The 16,555-nt window shown below is 62.3% G+C and carries 14 protein-coding genes, 1 other RNA gene and 1 pseudogene; 7 read left to right on the plus strand and 9 right to left on the minus strand.

Annotation, left to right across the window (positions count from 1 at the left end; translation table 11 throughout):
* The first annotated feature begins 169 nt into the window (after positions 1–169).
* Positions 170–544: a DUF2852 domain-containing protein gene (locus AUC70_RS12365; RefSeq protein WP_069445159.1), complete on the plus strand. Its 375-nt coding sequence runs from the start codon at positions 170–172 to the stop codon at positions 542–544.
* Between the two features lie 185 nt (positions 545–729).
* On the plus strand, positions 730–1,113 hold the full coding sequence (locus AUC70_RS12370) for a hypothetical protein (RefSeq protein ID WP_158007446.1): 384 nt from the start codon (positions 730–732) through the stop codon (positions 1,111–1,113).
* Positions 1,114–1,134: 21 nt separating this feature from the next.
* Here the strand turns inward: AUC70_RS12370 and AUC70_RS12375 are convergent, their stop codons facing one another.
* The 3 genes and pseudogenes from AUC70_RS12375 to AUC70_RS12385 all read right to left on the minus strand — a co-directional run bounded on the left by AUC70_RS12375 (position 1,135) and on the right by AUC70_RS12385 (position 6,601).
* A complete protein-coding gene (locus tag AUC70_RS12375) occupies positions 1,135–2,334 on the minus strand; it encodes an FAD-dependent monooxygenase (protein ID WP_069445161.1) in 1,200 nt (399 codons plus the stop codon).
* A gap of 83 nt (positions 2,335–2,417) precedes the next feature.
* Positions 2,418–6,051: pseudogene (locus AUC70_RS12380) on the minus strand (hydantoinase B/oxoprolinase family protein).
* Positions 6,052–6,070: 19 nt separating this feature from the next.
* On the minus strand, positions 6,071–6,601 hold the full coding sequence (locus AUC70_RS12385) for a gamma carbonic anhydrase family protein (protein WP_069445162.1): 531 nt from the start codon (positions 6,599–6,601) through the stop codon (positions 6,071–6,073).
* A 171-nt stretch (positions 6,602–6,772) separates the two neighbouring features.
* Here AUC70_RS12385 and AUC70_RS12390 point away from each other — a divergent pair, with 171 nt between their 5' ends.
* From AUC70_RS12390 to AUC70_RS12400, 3 genes are all read left to right on the plus strand, one after another.
* Entirely contained in the window at positions 6,773–7,075 is a 303-nt protein-coding gene (locus tag AUC70_RS12390; protein ID WP_069445163.1) for a hypothetical protein, read from the plus strand.
* 110 nt (positions 7,076–7,185) lie between these two features.
* Entirely contained in the window at positions 7,186–7,911 is a 726-nt protein-coding gene (locus AUC70_RS12395) for a TerB family tellurite resistance protein (protein ID WP_069445164.1), read from the plus strand.
* Positions 7,912–8,019: 108 nt separating this feature from the next.
* On the plus strand, positions 8,020–8,784 hold the full coding sequence (locus AUC70_RS12400; protein WP_069445165.1) for an N-acetylmuramoyl-L-alanine amidase: 765 nt from the start codon (positions 8,020–8,022) through the stop codon (positions 8,782–8,784).
* Positions 8,785–8,890: 106 nt separating this feature from the next.
* On the opposite strand, the gene AUC70_RS12405 is transcribed toward AUC70_RS12400, so the two are convergent.
* From AUC70_RS12405 to AUC70_RS12420, 4 genes are all read right to left on the minus strand, one after another.
* Entirely contained in the window at positions 8,891–9,160 is a 270-nt protein-coding gene (locus tag AUC70_RS12405; protein ID WP_045366304.1) for a hypothetical protein, read from the minus strand.
* A gap of 228 nt (positions 9,161–9,388) precedes the next feature.
* Positions 9,389–9,649 carry a hypothetical protein gene (locus AUC70_RS12410; protein WP_141702113.1) on the minus strand — a complete coding sequence of 87 codons (261 nt, stop codon included), beginning with the start codon at positions 9,647–9,649 and terminating at the stop codon, positions 9,389–9,391.
* Between the two features lie 245 nt (positions 9,650–9,894).
* Complete coding sequence (locus AUC70_RS12415) at positions 9,895–10,962, minus strand: hypothetical protein (RefSeq protein WP_141702114.1); 1,068 nt, start codon at positions 10,960–10,962, stop codon at positions 9,895–9,897.
* Positions 10,963–11,097: 135 nt separating this feature from the next.
* Positions 11,098–11,817, minus strand: a complete 720-nt coding sequence (locus AUC70_RS12420) for a Crp/Fnr family transcriptional regulator (protein ID WP_069445167.1) — start codon at positions 11,815–11,817, stop codon at positions 11,098–11,100.
* Positions 11,818–12,052: 235 nt separating this feature from the next.
* Here AUC70_RS12420 and rnpB point away from each other — a divergent pair.
* An RNA gene (gene rnpB / locus AUC70_RS12425) (RNase P RNA component class A) lies at positions 12,053–12,444 on the plus strand.
* Between the two features lie 141 nt (positions 12,445–12,585).
* The gene (locus tag AUC70_RS12430) at positions 12,586–12,756 is read left to right on the plus strand and encodes a DUF1328 domain-containing protein (RefSeq protein WP_069445168.1); all 171 of its coding nucleotides are present in this window, start codon (positions 12,586–12,588) and stop codon (positions 12,754–12,756) included.
* A gap of 136 nt (positions 12,757–12,892) precedes the next feature.
* Here AUC70_RS12430 and katG read toward each other — a convergent pair whose 3' ends face one another.
* Positions 12,893–15,061 carry a catalase/peroxidase HPI gene (gene katG / locus AUC70_RS12435; protein ID WP_069445169.1) on the minus strand — a complete coding sequence of 723 codons (2,169 nt, stop codon included), beginning with the start codon at positions 15,059–15,061 and terminating at the stop codon, positions 12,893–12,895.
* 206 nt (positions 15,062–15,267) lie between these two features.
* Positions 15,268–16,215 (minus strand): alpha/beta fold hydrolase, encoded by a 948-nt coding sequence (locus AUC70_RS12440; protein WP_069445170.1) that lies wholly within the window; start codon positions 16,213–16,215, stop codon positions 15,268–15,270.
* Between the last annotated feature and the right edge of the window lie 340 nt (positions 16,216–16,555).

Raw genomic sequence — 16,555 nt, forward strand, 5'->3', positions numbered from 1 at the left:
CTTGCGGTTAATTTTCTCTTGGCCGGTGGCGCACCTTGAGTCGCACCGGTGGCCTCCGAAAACCGCAAAAGGTAGACGAGAATCAGGCGCGGGGGCGTTGAACGGCTTGTCAGCAGGGCCCATATATGTGAATGTGAATAACATTCACTTACCCCCTGAAAGGACCCCGATGCAGCTAGCTGCGACCCTCGACGAGTACGGAAAGCCCGCTTGGTTCGCCGCGACGATCCTCGGCTTTATCGTCTGGTGGCCAATCGGCCTTGGTGTTTTGGCTTATCTAATCTGGAGTGGACGAATGGGATGCGGAAATAAGAAGGCTTGGCGCTCGTACTTCAAGGAAGAGGCGCAGCGGTTCCAAAGTGGTTTCGGCTCGACCGGCAACCGTGCCTTCGACGCCTACCGTGAGGAAACCCTGAAGCGGCTCGAAGAAGAAGCCGATGAGTTTCAGGCTTTTCTGAAACGGCTTCGCGATGCCAAGGACAAGGCGGAGTTCGACCAGTTCATGGCCGAGCGGAAGCAGGTTCAACCAGTCCAGACAAGCTAGGCGCGTTCGTCCCCTGCGAACGGGCGCTGGAAGGCGCGGGGCTTTTCCCCCGCGCCTTTAATTTTGTGTGCAGTCCGGTCTTTTCATCGCCAAGGTGCCTTGTAGGATGCGGCCCAACGCGCTCGCGCAAGGGGCGCGGCACTGAAACCCGTAAGCGTTCGAGGTAGGAAGCGATGACTAATTTCATGAGTCGCCACGCGGCTTCTCTTGTTGCCGGCGTAGGCTTGTTCGCATGCGTCACGCAGGTCCAGGCCAGCGAGATCGAGGATCTCGTCAAGAGCCCCCAGAAATATCTCGGGCAGCAAGTCGAGATGAAGGCGCACTGCACCAAGGGCGGCCGGTCGGGCGACGTGTTGGGCTATGAGTGCACGACAAAGGACGGCGTCTATCTCGACACGGACGACATCACCCCGGACGAGGCGAAGGAAAAGTTTGCCGATGACTGCGCGGGTGGAAAATGCGAAGCGACGGTCACCTTCGAACCGCACTCCTACTCGGTGTCCGGCGTGATCGAGCCGGACAAAGAAGTCGTTATCTTCAACGCCAAGACCGCGAAGGTCAGCTTCTAGGCGAACGCATTTTCGGCGTGCCTAGGCCTCTTCATTTTCATCGTTTTCGTTCTCGAGGATGCTCTTCGATCCGAAGTAGCGAAGGGCGAACGGCAGGACGAGCGGGTTGAAGCCGGCCTGGATGACGAGGCGCCGCAGCCAAGGCTTCGACTGCGCCGTGGGCATGAAGATCTTGGCGAAGGCCGCGGCGTCCTCCTGCCGTCTAGCGATCTCGGGCTTCATCATCGCCTCGTAGGAGGTGAAGGCGGCAACATGGTTGCCGTCATAACGCTGCAGCTCCTGCGCAAGCAGATACGCGCCTGCCATCGCCATGTGCGAGCCCTGTCCGGCCAGCAGCGTCAGGCATCCGCATGCATCGCCGAGCAACGTGACCCGGCCGCGCGACCAGCGCGGTATCGCGATCTGTGTCAGCGTGTCGAAATAGAGCGGCGCGGTCCCCTTGTACGCGTCGAGCAGCGCCTCACCGATCCAGCCAGAGCCTTTGAAGGAGCGCCGAACGAACGAAAGCTGCTGGTTAGGCGGGACGTCCACCTCGTCGAGCCGGAACACGAAGGTCGCGTCGAGCGAGCGGTCGCCGAGCGGATAATAGAAGGCGACGCGGTTCGGCTCTTCGTGGATTTGTGCCGTCCGGCGCACCGGCAGATCGTGGTCCTCGATATGGAACGCCGCGACATAGGCCCCGAGAAAACGCGCGAACTGGCTCTCCTCGCCGAACATCAGGCGGCGAACGCCCGAGTGTACGCCGTCGGCCCCGAACACGAGCGCGAATTCGTCGGAGCTGCCGTCGTCGAACTTGACGTCGACATGCTCTTCACGCTCTCTCAGGTCCGCGATCTCTTTGCCGAACCGGACTTGAACACCGAGGGCCTCGGCGCGGTCGAAAAGAATGCGCACGAGATCGGGGCGTCGCAGATAGACGTACTTCCCGTCCAACGCGCGCTTGATGCGCTTGATCGGCACCGATGTGTACGGCTTCCCCTCCGCATTCACGAACTGAAGCTTGTCGATGGGATAGCGCAGTGCACGGAGCTTGTCGGTGAGACCCATCCGCTCAGCCACATCCCAGCCGGAGCCGAAGAAGTCCATCATGTAGCCTTGGTCGGGCAGTTCGGGACTCTGCTCCACCACGACGGGGTCCTCGCCGTACTCTTTGAGGCAAATGGCAAGCGTGAGCCCAGCGATCCCTGCGCCGGAAATTAAGACCCTGCCGTTGATCGCCATGCACTCTTGCCCTTCACGCGCGAACGTTCTTGCCAATTGCCCCAGGCATCGGCGCGCCCACACCTCGCGCCAACGCTTATCATCTAGGCGGACTTATCCCCGGACGGCTTACCATACCCGCCGCCGGTCGGTGTTCTGATTATCACGGCTTCGCCGGCAGCGATTGAGGTTTGATCGGACCCTTTGAGCCGCTCCAGAGTTCCCGTGTGCCGGCGCACCGAGTTCTCCCCGGTGCGGCCTGGTGCGCCACCCTTTGTGCCAAATGGCTGCTGCTTGCGAAAGCCCGACAGGATCGCGCAGTCCATCTCCTCCAAAAATCTCAGCGTCCGGACCGTCCCGTCGCCCGCGCGCCAACGCCCCGCGCCGCCCGAGCCGCGTTCGATCTCGAAGCGCTCCAGCAACACCGGGTAGCGTAGTTCGAGGACCTCCGGGTCTGTCAGACGGGAATTTGTCATATGCGTCTGGACCGCCGAGGCGCCGTCGAAGCCGGGTCCTGCCGGCGCGCCGGAGCAGATGGTCTCGTAATACTGCACCCGCGCGTTGCCGAAGGTCAGATTGTTCATCGTGCCTTGCGCCGACCCAAGGACACCCAGCGCACCGTAAAGGCAGTTCACGACAGTTTGGCTCGTCTCCACATTCCCGCCCGCGACCGGTGCCGGATAGCGCGGTTTCAGGAGCGACCCTTCAGGCACGACGATGTCGATATGCCGGAGGCAGCCCGCATTCAGCGGAATGTCCTCATCCACCAGGGTGCGGAACACGTAAAGCACACAGGCCCGCGTTGATGGCTCGGGCGCGTTGAAGGTCGTCTCCGTCTGTCCGCTCGTGCCGGTGAAATCGACGAGTGCCTTGTTGGTCTCGCGGTCGACCGTGATGGCCACCGCGATTCGGCTCCCCTGATCCGTCTCGAGCGAGAAACGCGAATCCTTCAGCGTGCCGATGACCTGGCGCACCGCCTCGGCCGCGTTGTCCTGGACGTGACCCATATAAGCCGCGACCGTCGCGAGCCCGTACTGGCGGACCATCTTGCGCAGCTCGATGACGCCTTTCTCGTTGGCAGCGACCTGCGCTTTCAGGTCCGCGATATTCTGCTCGACGTTCCGGGCCGGGTAGGGCGCGTCGGTGAAGAGGCGCCGCACGGCGTCTTCCTGAAAGCGTCCCCCGCCCACAAGCCGGAAGGGATCGATATAAATGCCTTCCTCTTCGATCGTTGCGGCTTGCGGGCTCATGGATCCCGGCGCGATGCCCCCGACATCGGCGTGGTGGCCGCGCGCGGCGACGAAGAAGAGTATCTCCACGCCCGCCTCGTCGAACACGGGCGTCACGACGGTGATGTCGGGCAGATGCGTGCCGCCGTTGTAGGGCGCGTTCAGCATCCACACGTCCCCGGGGCGAAGTTCGCGGCCCACCTCCCGCACGATGGTTTCCACGCTCTTGTCCATGGAGCCGAGATGCACGGGGATGTGCGGCGCGTTCGCGATCAGCGCGCCGCTCGCATCGAATATGGCGCAGGAGAAGTCGAGCCGTTCCTTGATGTTGACCGAGCGCGCCGTGTTCTGCAGCGCATAGCCCATCTGTTCGGCGATCGAGACGAAGAGGCTGTTGAATACTTCCAGCATGACCGGATCGGCTTCGGCGCCGACGGCCTCTTTGGTCTGCTTCTCGCGCGTGCGCGTCAGCAGGAGGTGGTTCTTCACCGTAACGGCCGCGCGCCACGCGGGTTCGACCACGACGGTCTGGTGGTCCTCGATCAGAAGGGCGGGACCCTCGATAGCGGCGCCCGGCGTCAGATCGGTGCGGGTGTAGACGGGAACGTCGTGCCAGTTCCCATGGGTGAACATGTCGGCCCGCGTGTGTGGGGCAGGCTCGGAGCGCTCGCCGGGAAGTGAGATGTCGGTCTCGGTGATGGGGACGCCGCCGCCAATGGCTTCCACTTCGACGGCTTCGATCTCGATTTCCTTTTCGGGGCTGATGAAGCCGAAGCGCTTCTGATGGGCCGCCTCGAACGCCGACCGCATCGCTGCCAGCGAAGCGACGGGAATGGGCAATGAACTGTCCGTGCCCGCGTACCGCAGATGCGCCTGCGCCTCGACCGTGGCCTTGTCGGCATCGATGCCCTGAAGGGAAAGTTCGTGCCGGGCGTCGCGCTCCATGGGAGCTTGGGTCTCGGCGAGTTCGTCAAGTCCCTCGGCGTCGAGCGGTGCGAGCACCGCCTGCGTGCGCGTCGCGCGGACGCTCGCGAGCCCCATGCCATAGGCGGACAACACGCCCGAGAACGGATGCAGCAGCACGTTTTCGATACCGAGCGCGTCGGCAACGAGGCAGGCGTGCTGCCCGCCCGCGCCGCCGAAACAGTTCAGCACGTAGCCGGCGACGTCGTAGCCCCGCTGCACGGAAATCGTCTTGATGGCGTTGGCCATGTTGGCGACAGCGATCTTGATGAAGCCTTCGGCGATCTCTTCCGGTTGGCGCCCGTCGCCGAGCTGCCGGGCAAGTCCATGAAACGCCTTCACCACCGCGCGGCGGTCGAGAGGCTGGTCTTGCTCGGGACCGAAGATGCGCGGGAACAGGTCAGGCTGGAGCTTGCCCGTCATCACATTGGCGTCCGTGACGGTCAGGGGACCGCCACGGCGGTAGGCGCACGGTCCAGGGTCGGCGCCGGCCGAGTCCGGCCCCACCCGGAACCGGGACTCGTCGCAATGAAGGATCGATCCGCCGCCCGCTGCGACCGTATGGATGAGCATCATCGGTGCGCGGACGCGCGCGCCCGCCACGACGCTTTCGAAGGTGCGCTCCAACTGGCCGTCGTAGTGGCACACATCGGTCGAGGTGCCGCCCATGTCGAAGCCGATGACTCTGCCGAAGCCGGCCGCTTCCGCCGTCTCCACGGCGCCGACGACGCCACCGGCGGGGCCCGACAGGATCGCGTCCTTGCCGCGGAACAAATGCGCGGATGTGAGCCCACCCGAGGACTGCATGAACAGCAGCGCGGCGCGTGCCCCGTTGGCGTCTTCGCTGCCGTGGGCGGACAGCGCACCCGCCACGCGGTCCACATAGCGGCTGAGCAGGGGCGACAGATACGCATCCACCACGGTGGTGTCGCCCCGGCCGACGAACTTCACCAAGGGACTGACTTCGTGGCTCACGGAGACCTGCGCGAAGCCCATCTCGCGGGCGAGCTTTGCCGCCGCGTGCTCGTGACCGGGATGGGCGTAGGCATGCATGAAGACGATGGCGACGGACTCGATGCCGTCCTTGCGGGCATCTCCGAGAACCGCACGCGTGGCATCGAGGTCGAGGGCAACCTCGACCGCGCCGTCGGTGCGCACGCGCTCGGGCACCTCGACGACGCGCTCATAGAGCATCGACGGTTTCTCGATATGTCGCGCGAAGATTTTCGGCCGCGCCTGGTAACCGATCTCCAATGCGTCGCGAAAGCCCTCGCTCACGATCAGGAGAACGCGGTCGCCCTTGCGCTCGAGCAGCGCATTGGTGGCGACGGTCGTGCCCATGCGCACGGTTTCGATGAGGTGAGGGGGTAGGCGTGTGTCGCGCGGCACTCCGATCAGATCGGCGATCCCGGCAATGGCGGCGTCCTCATACGACTCCGGATTCTCCGAGAGCAGTTTCGCGGTAAGCAGCGTGCCGTCGGGCGCGCCCGACAATGTCGGTGAACGTGCCGCCCCGGTCGATAAAGAACTGCCACTTGCCGGTCATGCCGCGGTGTATCCGCCTGTCACGCGATCCGCTTCAAGCCTGCCGCGTATTGCTTCCAGCGCCGGACATAGACGTCGGCGCCCCGGGCGATCATGGCGCGCATCTTGTCGTCCACCTCGCGCACGGTCTTGGCGGGCGATCCTATGATCATGGAGTTGTCGGGGAACTCCTTGCCCTCGGTAACCACGGCGCCAGCCCCGACAAGACAGTTGGAGCCGATCTTGGCACCGTTGAGCACGATCGCGCCCATACCGATCAGCGTATTGTCGCCGATCGTGCAGCCATGAAGGATAACGTTATGCCCGATGACGCAGTCCTGGCCGATGGTCAGCGGGAGGCCTGGATCGGTGTGGAGCGTGGAGTTGTCCTGAACCTGCGAGCGCGTCCCGATCTCGATCCACTCGTTGTCGCCGCGCAGCACCGAGCCATACCAGACGCTGGCGTCCGACTTCAGCCGCACCTTGCCCGTCAGCACGGCTGTTTCGGCGACCCAATAAAGCCCGTCTTCCGGAAATTCGGGTGCCTGCCCGTCAAGCTCGTAGACCGCCATCGTTACTCCTTTCGCCGTTTCGCTGCCGTGGATACAATTCTGAGGCATCCTTGTCATGCAAGTTCGGGACGGACTTCAGGCCGCCCGGCGTGCTTGAACCTCTTGTAACAAGGGGATCGCCCCGGTAAGGAAAAGCGCCCCTAGAAGATTCTCAAGGGTTTGAGCGAGCTGATGAGCACCGAAGACACCAAAAAGGGCGGAAATCCGCTGACGATCTTTATCGTTTCGCTTTGCGCCGCCATCGTGATGGCAGGCGGCTTCGCGATTGTGATCGAGGCCTTTATCCTTGCCGCAGCCAATCTCTTCGAACTGGGATCGACTTTTGTCTGGGTCGCGAGCGGCGCCAACGCCCTTCTGGCGCTGTGGTTCGCCGTCTGGACCTTCGTCCGGTCGTGGCATGTGGAGCGGCGCCTTGGGGCCGGCCTCGAGGTCGATGAGCCGAAAATGTCGATACTGGCCAATCTGCGAGGATAGCAGCAGGCAACGCACCCGGTAGCGAGGCGCTACGGGGACGAATATCCCATGCGGTGCAGCTGAAAAGCCCGTATGGTTTAATAGGATCAAGAGTTTCAAGGGGGTCCACTATGTCGGTTTGGGGAAAGCTCGCAGGTGCAGCCGCAGGTCTCGCGGTCGGAGGGCCGATCGGTGCGCTGGTCGGCGGTGTCGCCGGACACTATGTGATCGACCGGGACGGTGAACAGAAGGGCGCCGGCGACGGTGAGGACCAGGTGGCCTTCACAGTCGGTGTCATCGCCCTCGGCGCCAAAATGGCCAAGGCGGACGGCGTCGTCACCATGGACGAGGTGAATGCCTTCAAAGAGGTCTTCAAGGTCCCCGACGGTGAAATGAAGAACGTGGCGCGGGTGTTCAACCTCGCCAAGCAAGAGGTCTCCGGCTACGAGGCCTATGCCGACCAGCTCGCAGGGATGTTCAAGGGCAACCGCAAACTGCTTGAAGATGTCCTGGACGGTCTGTTCCACATCGCCAAGGCCGACGATGAGTTCGATCCCAGCGAAGAACAGTTCCTGCATCAGGTTGCCAAGCGTTTCGGGTTCACCGACACCGAATTCAGCTACATCAAGGCGCGGCACGTGGTGGCGTCGAAGCGCAATCCCTACGAGGTGCTCGAGGTCCAGCCGACCATCTCCAACGATGAGCTCAAGGCCCAGTACCGCAAGCTGATCGCGGACAACCACCCGGACAAGCTGATTGCCCGCGGCGTACCGGAAGAGTTCATCGCCATCGCCACGGACAAGGTCGCCGCTATCAACGAGGCCTATCAGCAGATTGCGAAAGAGCGCGGTCTCTAGGCCTGCGTATTCCGCTGCTGCCACGCGTGCGGGAATCCTGGGGCCGGCTCAGCGCCAGTGCAGGGACCGACTTGCATCGTGGACTATCTTGCATGAGGACCCGGTGGGATGACGTCTTCGCCCGACAGTAAGCTCGCCGCGCACTGGGTTCCGTCGCCCAATTTCGAGCCGCGTCGCGAGGGACGGCGGCCCGACATGCTGATCCTCCATTACACGGGCATGGAAACCCACGATGCCGCGCGCGATTGGCTCGCATCGGAGGAGTCCAAGGTGTCCGCGCACTATGTCGTCGACGAAGATGGGACGATCACCCAGATGGTGCCGGAGTCCGAACGGGCCTGGCACGCGGGACAAAGCCACTGGGCCGGCGAGACGGATCTGAACTCCGCATCGATCGGCATCGAGATTCACAATCCCGGTCATGATTTCGACTATCCGCCGTTTCCGGACGTGCAGATGCAGGCGGTCGAGGCATTGTGCCAGGACATTTTGTGCCGCCATGCGATTCCGGCCGCACGCATACTGGCTCATTCGGACATCGCACCAGGACGCAAGCGCGACCCGGGCGAGCGCTTCGATTGGGCGCGGCTCGCCCGCGCCGGCATCGGCCTCTGGACCGAGCCGGTACCGGCCGGCGAGGATTCCGGCCTTGGTCTTGGCGACGAGAGCGCGGCGGTCGCCGAACTGCAGCAGGACCTCTTGGACTTCGGCTACGGGGTGGAGGCCACCTCGACCTACGGCCGCGGCACCGAGAGCGTCGTGGAAGCGTTTCAGCGGCACTATCGGCCGGAGCGCGTCGATGGCCGGGCGGACCGCTCCACGTGCGAGACGCTGAAGAAGCTGCTTGTGATCCGCGCGGGCGCTGCCGTCTGAGCCTGCCGCGCTGTCTTAGCCTTGGCCGCCACGAAAAAGGCCCGCCCAAGAGTTGGGCGAGCCTTCGCAGCCGTGCCGTTCGGCGCTGAAAGCGCCGTAGGCCTAACTAGTTGTCGTTGTAGAAGCTCTCGGCCTTGGCCACGTTGCCTTCGGGGTCCTTCATGAACTCCTCTTTGGCTTCCTGCTTGCTGAAGCAGTAGAGCTTGTCGCCGACCTTTTCGTGGACCGAGCAGTCCGTGTATTTCTTCGTGCCCTGGGTCAGGCCCCAGGCGCAGTTGTTGCCGAATTCACCGAGAGCACCGGCGGCAAGAGCAGCGGAACCGGAAAGAGCAATCACGGTGCCGGCAACCGCAGCGGCAAGAACAACCTTCTTCATAAATTTTTCCTCCAAGACTTTGCGTACGAGACTTTCGTGTATCTGGCGTATTCGGCCGATGAGACGGCATTGAATCGTCAGAAATGCCCGCGCCGTCAATGGACAATTGCTCTGCCAACTCAAGGTCGGTCAGCAAGACGGCGGGAAGGTCCGGCGCCGCGCACCGGATCTTCCCGCGACACGTCATTGCGAACGTTGTCGGCATGCGCCTTGGAAAGGGGGCAGGGCCTACTGATTGTCGTCGTAGAAGCTCTGCGCCTTTTTGAGGTTCCCCTCGGTGTCCTTCATGAACAGGGTCTTGGCCGTCTCGTTGCCGAAGCAATAGGTCTTGCCGTCGATCTCCGCGTTTACCGAGCAATCGGTCTCGACCTTCTTGTCGAGCGCCAGACCCATGGCGCACATGTTGTCGTACTCGCCGGTCGCGGCGATCGCCGAGCCGGTGAAGAGAAGAACGCCTGTGATAAGGACGGGGGTCAGAAATTTCGTCATGGTTTCCTCCACTATTCTGTCTGTTCCATGTCTCCGCTTTCCGGGCAGGCCGAGTTGGTCCCGCCTACCGCGAGCGTTTGACAATGTTACAGAGGGATAACGCGCCGGAAGTGTGACTGGGATCACGCAGAGACCATCACAACTTCGCGATTTCCAGCCGGAACTTTGGCAAAGAAAAGCCGCCCCGTTGGCATGAGGGGCGGCGGATCGTTTCTGGCGGGCCGTCCGAAGACGGGCCCGCACCACTAAAGCGTTTCGTCGAAGTCCATGCCTTCGAACGTGTAACGGTCGACCTGGGTCCAGATGCCGTCCTCTTGGACCGGGACCTTGTGAACCTTCACATTGCCGACCTTTAGCGAGCCGTCCTTCTCGTCGACCCAGAAGTCGAGATCGTAATACTCGTCCTTGCTGCCGGGTTTGCGGAAGTCGGTGCAGGCAAAGTATTTGTCCTCGCCTTTGAGGCGGCGCACCGGCCGGTGCATCTCGACGAATTGCAGTGTCAGATCCTCGCCGGTCTTGTCATCCTTGACGGTGATGTTCCCATCTTCGTCCTTGTTCTCGAGGATGTAGTCGTGGATCGAAGCCATCACTTCCCACGCCCGCGTGCCTTCGATGCTGCCCGGATGTTCCTGCACCGGCAGCCACCACCAGGCCACGGGGAGGCGCGTGATCATGAAGTAGCCGTCGCCGTCGCGCTTGGGGCCCTTTTGCACGCGGATGTCCTGGAGCGTGAGCTGCTGTCCTTCGGGCTTGAACCAAAAGTCGAGGGCGTATTGCTTCTTCGGCTCTTCGATATCGCTGAAGATGACATTGGCGAACCAGCCGTACCCTTCCATGCCGCGCACAATCTTGATCTCGTCGAACTTCAGATTGAGGTCGGTGTTAAGCTTGGGGTCATGGAACACGAAGGCGCCACCGTCAGAGCGTTCCTTGATGACTTCCTCGACCCGCGCATTCACGTCCTTGTCGGTGAAAACCTTCTGGCCGGAGGCCGCCTTGGCCTCCTGCTCGTCGAGAAACATCTTGGCCTTGGCGATATTGCCTTTCGGGTCCTTCAGGAACGCGGACTTCGAATTCTCGGACGAGAAGCAGTAGACCTTGCCGTCCTCGTCGGTCCAACTGACCGAGCAATCCGTCTTCACCATCTGCCCGTCGGCAAGTCCCATGGCACAGCTCTCGTCGAACTCTGCGTCGGTGTCTCCGTGACCATCCATGGCGACCGCAATCGCCGGGAGGCCAGTTGCAAGCATGCCCGCCAAGAGCGCTCGCAATGTCAGCCGGGTAATAAACCGTGTCGGTGTCGTGTCTGTCATTGTCATGAGTCCTTGGGCGTTTCGTCTCGTTGGCCACGCGTTGGTGTTTGTTCGTTTTTGAGGAGCGTTGGTCCTCAACCTCCTTAGGTCCTGATCACGGCGCTCGTCTGTGACCTGAGTTACGTTGCGCGCGCGTCACGCTTGCGAGCCCGATTGCAGCGTCGCGCCGTGGGAGGCGCTATCGCCCGCACCGTAAGCGGCGAGGGCGCTTCGGTTCAGAACTTCGATCGATCCGCGCGAGGAGCGCACCCAGCCCATGCGCTCCCATTCGGAGATGTAGCGGCTGATGACTTCGCGTACGCTCCCGAGATCCAGAGCCAGTTGTTGATGCGTTTTCGAAATAACGCTCGCGTCCTCCGCCTCCGCGAGCAGGCGCCGGGCCAGGCGAAGATCGAGGCTTGCGAAGGCCACCTCGTCCACCAGCATGATCAGGCTCGACAACAAGTCTCCGTAGTTCGACAGGACGTAGTTCCGGAACTTCGGCGAGGCGGACATGAGCCGATGAAACACGTCGGCGGGTATGGCTGCGAGCAAGAGGTCGGCCTGGACAGTGCTTTCGGCGGGGAAGGGGTTCCCGGCGATCAAACAGGACGTCGTCAGGACGCAGGTTTCGCCGGCCCCGACCTGGTAGAGCATGATCTCCCGGCCGGTCTCCGAGGTCTTGAAGACGCGCGTCTGCCCCTCAATGCACATGAGGTAGTTCAGGCAAAGCTGACCCTGATAGTAGGCCACGTCGCCGCGCCGCAGCCGTTGGAACTGCGTGACGTCGAACAGGGTGTCTTTCGTCTCCGCCTCAAGCTCTGCCAGTTCCGGAAAGACGGTGAGCCAGCGTGCGATGAGAACCTGATTGGTCATTGCTCGAAGTCGTGTTGCCCAGGGTTGCAGCGTGTCCGCGCGCGGCGGAAACGCTCTGTTTTTGCCATTATGCGGCAAGTTGACGCGAGCATATGGGAACATTGGTAACCCGGGGATCAAAAAGCCGTGACGAGTTCGGAAGGTTTGCAACCGGGACGTCGCCGGGTTTCGAGCGAGAAATCGCAACAGCCAGAGCACTTGACGATAGGCTCCCGTTCCCCCTTATGTCGGGCAGTCAGCAGGCCGGATGGCCGCTCCTCAAGCCTGAGGAGAGGAAAGTCCGGGCTCCATGGAAGCACGGTGCCGGATAACGTCCGGCGGGGGCGACCCCAGGGAAAGTGCCACAGAAAGCAAACCGCCGTTCGACGGCTGCAAGGCCGGACAAGGGTAAGGGTGAAAGGGTGCGGTAAGAGCGCACCGCGTCTTTGGTAACAAAGGCGGCAGGGCAAACCCCACCGGGAGCAAGACCGAATAGGGGCCGCAGGGGCGAATTTTCGTCCAAGTCTGTTTCCAGACCGGCGGCCCGGGTTGGTTGCACGAGGCGCCTCGCAAGACGCGCCCCAGATGAATGGCCATCACCTCGCACCATGCGAGGTACAGAACCCGGCTTACAGGCTTGGTGACATGTTTAGGGCCGGCGTGAGGAAAACCTCACGCCGGCCTCCAATTTCCAGCCCCTTGAGCGTACTGATGCGGCGTCTTTGGGAACAACGCTCCCGTTTCCGTGTTTATTCGAGTAGACTGTAAACTCAACGAAAGGAGATCGTCATGCTTGGATGGGCTTTGACATTTCTCGTAATCGCTTTGATCGCAGGACTACTTGGCTTTGGCGGCATCGCCGGTGCATCGGCTGGTATCGCCAAGATTTTGTTCTTTATTTTCCTCGTCCTCCTCGTCGCATCGCTGATCATGCATGTGGTGCGAGGCGCAGCGCGCTGACGCGCGGGCATATCAGCCGACAGAATAGAAGAACGGCCGGCGGTGGAATCACGCCGGCCGTTCTCTTAGGAAGCGCCGCGATGGGGGGAGGGGCGCTTCAGCTTTGGCTCAGTGGCGACGCGCGTCGCCCTGTCTCTTACGCCAGGTCGAACCGATCCGCGTTCATGACCTTGGCCCAAGCCGCGACGAAGTCCCGGACGAACTTCTCCTTGTTGTCGTCCTGGGCATAGACCTCGGCGTAGGCGCGCAGGATCGAGTTCGATCCGAAGACCAAGTCCATGCGCGTCGCGGTCCATTTGACCTCGTCGGTCTTGCGGTCGCGGATCTCATAGATGCCGTCGTCCACGGGCACCCACTTGTAGGCCATGTCGGTCAGGTTGACGAAGAAGTCCGGCGTCAGCGCGCCCTCACGGTCGGTGAAGATGCCGTGCTTGGTGCCGCCATGGTTGGTCCCCATGGCGCGCATGCCGCCGACCAGAACCGTCATCTCAGGCGCAGTCAGGCGCATGAGCTGGGTACGGTCGAGCATCAGCTCTTCCGGCGTGACGACGTAGTCCTCCTTCAGCCAGTTGCGGTAGCCGTCGGCGAGCGGCTCCATCGCGTTGAAGGACTCCGCGTCGGTCATCTCGTCGGTGGCGTCGCCACGTCCGGGCTCGAACGGCACGGTGACGTCGAAGCCCGCGGCTTTCGCGGCCTGCTCGACACCGAGATTGCCGGCAAGCACGATGACGTCGGCGATGCTGGCGCCGGATTCCTTGGCGATCGGCTCGAGGACGGACAACACTTTCGCCAGACGCTCCGGCTCGTTGCCTTCCCAGTCCTTCTGCGGGGCGAGGCGAATACGGGCACCGTTGGCGCCGCCGCGCATGTCAGACCCACGATAGGTGCGGGCGCTGTCCCACGCGGTGGAGACCATGTCGGAGAGGCTGAGACCGGATGCTGCGATCTTGGCCTTGACGGCGTCCACGTCGTAGTCGGTGGAGCCGGCTGGGATCGGGTCCTGCCAGATGAGATCTTCCGCAGGTACGTCCGGACCGATGTAACGAGGCTTCGGACCCATGTCGCGGTGGGTCAGCTTGAACCAAGCCCGCGCGAACACGTCCTTGAAGTACTCGGGATCCGCCATGAACTTTTCGCAGATCGCCTTGTAGGTCGGGTCGAACCGCATGGCCATGTCGGCATCGGTCATCATCGGGTTGTGGCGCTTGGATGGGTCCGTTGCGTCGACCGGCTTGTCCTCTTCCTTGATGCCGATCGGCTCCCACTGATAGGCGCCGGCCGGGCTCTTGTTCAGCCACCAGTCGTAGCCGAACAGCAGATCGAAATAGCCCATGTCGAACACGGTCGGGTGCGTGGTCCACGCGCCTTCGAGGCCGGACGTGACGGCGTTGGCAGCCTTGCCTTCCATGTGCGGATTGGCCCAGCCGAGGCCCTGCATCTCGGGGCCCGCGCTCTCCGGATCCGACGACTCGTCCGCATCGCCATTGCCGTGGGTCTTGCCGACCGTATGACCGCCAGCGGTTAGCGCGACGGTTTCTTCGTCATCCATGGCCATGCGCTTGAAGGTCTCGCGCACCTGCGCGGCGGTCTTCAGCGGGTCCGGCTTGCCGTTCACGCCTTCCGGGTTCACGTAGATCAAGCCCATCTGCACGGCCGCCAGCGGGTTCTCCATCGTCATCGGATCTTCGAGGTCCCCGTAACGACCGTCGCTCGGCGCCAGCCATTCCTTCTCGGCACCCCAATAGGTGTCGATCTCCGGATGCCAGATGTCCTCGCGGCCGAAACCGAAGCCGAAGGTCTTCAGCCCCATGGAATCGTAAGCGATGGTGCCCGCCAGGATGATGAGGTCGGCCCAGGAGACCTTGTTGCCGTACTTCTTCTTGATCGGCCACAGCAGACGGCGGGCCTTGTCGAGGCTGACATTGTCCGGCCAGCTGTTCAGCGGCGCGAAACGCTGGTTGCCGGTACCGCCACCGCCACGGCCGTCTGCCAGACGGTAGGAGCCGGCCGCGTGCCAGGCCATGCGGATCATCAGACCGCCATAGTGGCCCCAGTCGGCGGGCCACCATTCCTGGCTCTCGGTCATCAGCGCGGTCATGTCTTTCTTGAGCGCATCGAAGTCGAGGGTCTTTACTTCCTCGCGATAGTCGAAGTCCTTGCCCATCGGGTTGGTCTTCGTGTCGTGCTGACTCAGGATGTCCAGGTTGAGAGCATTCGGCCACCATTCCATGACGGAACTGCCGCTTTCGGTAACCGCTCCGTGCATCACGGGGCAGCCGCCCGATTTCTCGACTTTCGCGTCCATTTCCTCATCTCCTACTTTTATTTGCTTGGTATTGGGGTGCCCCAAGGGCATGCGCCGGTTGAGGGCACAGTGCGCGCTGAGTGCGATAAGGGCAAATCGTATTTCCTTATTGCGATCATAAGAAAAACTAATACTGACGCGCGTCAGCCAAGGCCCGAAGACTTGAGCGCAAAACGACCCTAGCGGCGTCCCAAGACAGGTTTGATTCAGCCTCCCAGGAAGTCCTGGATGAGCCGGAGCGTCGCCTCGGGCTGCTCTTCCTGAGGCATGTGTCCGCACTGCTCAATGATTTCGAGCCGGGAGGTCGGCATGTTGCGCCGAAGCTCGAGGCCGATGTCGAGCGGCACGATCTTGTCGCTGTCGCACCAGGCGATGAGCGTCGGCTGCTTGATCGTCGGATAGCGCTTCGAAATCTCGTCGAGGCCTTGTGGCACGATTTGGCGGGCGCTGTGGATCACCGCGTGCTTGCCCGCCGTGGTGCGCAACGGGGCCGCATACATCTCGACCGTATCCTCGCCGATCTTGGTGTCGTCGAAGTAGGCGAGCTTGAGCGCGACACGGGCCTGCACCTCTGGCGGCACCATCCGGACGCCGAGATGAGACATCAACGGCATGTCCATCATCTTGAAGGCGACGGGGATGTTTTGCGGGTACGCGATCGTGTCCAGCAGTACGAGCCTTTCGATCCGTCCCGCGAGCCGTGGGTCGTCGTCGAGCGCAAGCATCAACGAAATGCCGCCACCATAAGAATGGCCGATGAGGGTCAGGTTCTTGAGGTCGTTATCGAGGATGAGCTGCTTGATGAGTTCGGCTTGGTCGAAGATCGAGTAGTGCTCGTCGAGCGGCTTGTCGGATTGTCCAAAGCCTTTCAGGTCGACGGCGATCACCTTGTGGTTTTCGGCCAGCGCCGGCGCGATCCGTCGCCAGGTGTACGTGCTCGATCCGAACCCGTGGATCAGAAGAATGGGCGAGCCTCTGCCCTTGGTCTCGTAGAACAGCTTGACCGGTGCCTCGGGCGGTCCGAGCCGCATGAAGGCGGGACCGTCGGCCATCATCGAGACGGCGGCGGCACGCACGGCCGGAACGCTCGCGGCCAGCACGAAAATCGTGACAGCCGTCAGGCCTAAAATGCGGTGGAGAGTTCTTCCCTGCATAGCCGCCAATCGCGCATCGCCATCCCGTCAATGGCTTGTCTCAGGCCGTCAGTAGGCGTCGCAATTGCGCCGGCTATGTGACCATGAAGATCAGCCTCGCCGGGCGTCCTCGAACTCACGTCGGTCGCGCCCCTGAAGCACATCTAGCGCGGTTCGCGGCTTGCCGACAATCGGCGGGCGCACACGTTTCATTGCGCGAAAGGCTGATGAGCACCCATTTCCCATGAAATCGCAGTAAATCCCGGCCGTTTCCATTGACGCCCATGATATCCCATGCTATCCCATAAATGCCCGTTCGGTGAGTGGGGTGGAGGAAGCAAGGCAGCGCTTCCTTTGAGGC

The organism is Methyloceanibacter stevinii, assembly GCF_001723355.1.
In the GTDB taxonomy this organism is placed as follows: Bacteria; Pseudomonadota; Alphaproteobacteria; order Rhizobiales; family Methyloligellaceae; genus Methyloceanibacter; species Methyloceanibacter stevinii.